Raw genomic sequence first — 1,668 nt, 5'->3', positions numbered from 1 at the left:
GGCAGCAGCCTGCGCCAGGCGATGATCGACCACATCAACGGCGTCATGGCCCACTACAAGGGCAAGATCTACGCCTGGGACGTGGTCAACGAGGCGTTCGCCGACGGCAACTCCGGCGGCCGGCGCGACTCCAACCTGCAGCGCACCGGCAACGACTGGATCGAGGTGGCGTTCCGCACCGCACGCGCCGCCGACCCCAACGCCAAGCTCTGCTACAACGACTACAACATCGACAACTGGTCCTGGGCCAAGACGCAGGGCGTCTACAACATGGTCCGCGACTTCAAGCAGCGTGGCGTGCCGATCGACTGCGTGGGCCTGCAGTCGCACTTCAACAGCGGCAGCCCGTACAACAGCAACTACCGCACCACCATCTCCAGCTTCGCCGCCCTCGGGGTCGACGTGCAGATCACCGAGCTGGACATCCAGGGCGCCTCCCCGCAGACCTACGCCGCCGTGGTGAACGACTGCCTGGCGGTGGCCCGTTGCGCCGGCATCACGGTGTGGGGGGTGCGCGACCAGGACTCCTGGCGCTCGGGTGACACCCCGCTGCTGTTCAGCGGCGGCAACAAGAAGCCCGCCTACGACGCGGTCCTCAACGCCCTGAACGCCGCCCCGCCAACCACCCCCACCCCCACGCCGACCCCCACGCCGACCCCCACGCCCACCCCCACGCCGACCCCGACTCCGACGCCGGTCCCGGACGGGTGCGCGGCGACGATCACGACGACCAACAGCTGGCCGGGTGGCTTCCAGTCGACGGTGACCGTCCAGGCGGGCGACGCGGCGATCAGCGGATGGACCGTGCGGTGGACCTGGCCCGGCGGGCAGAGCATCAGCAGCCTGTGGAACGGCCAGCAGAGCGTGTCCGGCTCCAGCGTCACCGTACGCAACGCCGCCTACAACGGCTCCATCGCCGCCGGCGGCTCCACGACCTTCGGGTTCACCGCAAACGGCACCGCGGCCACCCCGACCGCTTCCTGCACCAGCCCCTGACGGCGGTCGGACATGATGATGAGGAGAATGCAGATGCGTCTGCCCTGGCGAGCGCGGTCACCGCGCCCCTCCGCCGGCACGACCGCGGTGCCGCCCCGGCGGGCCTCGCGCCGCGGCCTCGTGATCGGCGCCATCGCGGTACTGCTGGCCGGAGCCGGCCTGCTGACCACACAGCCCGCCCAGGCCGCCGTCGACTGCCGGGTCGACTACACCATCAGTTCGAGCTGGGCGGGCGGCTTCAACGCCGGCGTCACCATCAACAACCTCGGTGACGCGGTCAACGGCTGGCGGCTGACCTGGTCCTTCAATGCCGGCCAGCAGATCACCCAGATCTGGAACGCCACCCAGACCCAGTCCGGGTCGTCGGTGACCGCCACCAACGTCTCCTACAACGCCTCCATCCCCTCCGGCGGCAGCACCACCTTCGGGTTCAACGGCTCGTGGAACGGCACCAACCCCGTGCCGACGTCGTTTGCCCTGAACGGCGTGACCTGCGGCAATCCCGGCACCCCCACCGCCACCCCCACGCCAACCCCCACACCGACGCCTACCCCGACCGGTACATGCGATCTTCCGTCGACGTACCGCTGGACATCGACGGGCCCGCTGGCGACCCCGAAGTCGGGATGGGTCTCGCTCAAGGACTTCACCGTCGCCCCCTACAACGGCAGG

Annotated in this window: 2 protein-coding genes; both read left to right on the top strand. The window is 69.8% G+C overall.

Annotation, left to right across the window (positions count from 1 at the left end; translation table 11 throughout):
* Window positions 1-996, top strand: a 996-nt coding sequence (locus AB0J64_RS57205; RefSeq protein WP_364047232.1) for an endo-1,4-beta-xylanase, incomplete at its 5' end; no start/stop codon positions are given.
* A gap of 33 nt (window positions 997-1,029) precedes the next feature.
* On the top strand, window positions 1,030-1,668 hold a 639-nt coding region (locus tag AB0J64_RS57200), incomplete at its 3' end, for a non-reducing end alpha-L-arabinofuranosidase family hydrolase (protein WP_364047229.1).

Source organism: Nonomuraea sp. NPDC049695 (assembly GCF_040674955.1).
Classification (GTDB): Bacteria; Actinomycetota; Actinomycetes; order Streptosporangiales; family Streptosporangiaceae; genus Nonomuraea; species Nonomuraea helvata.
The sequence above is the reverse complement of the archived record's forward strand: the minus strand, read 5'-3'. Positions and strand labels throughout refer to the sequence as shown.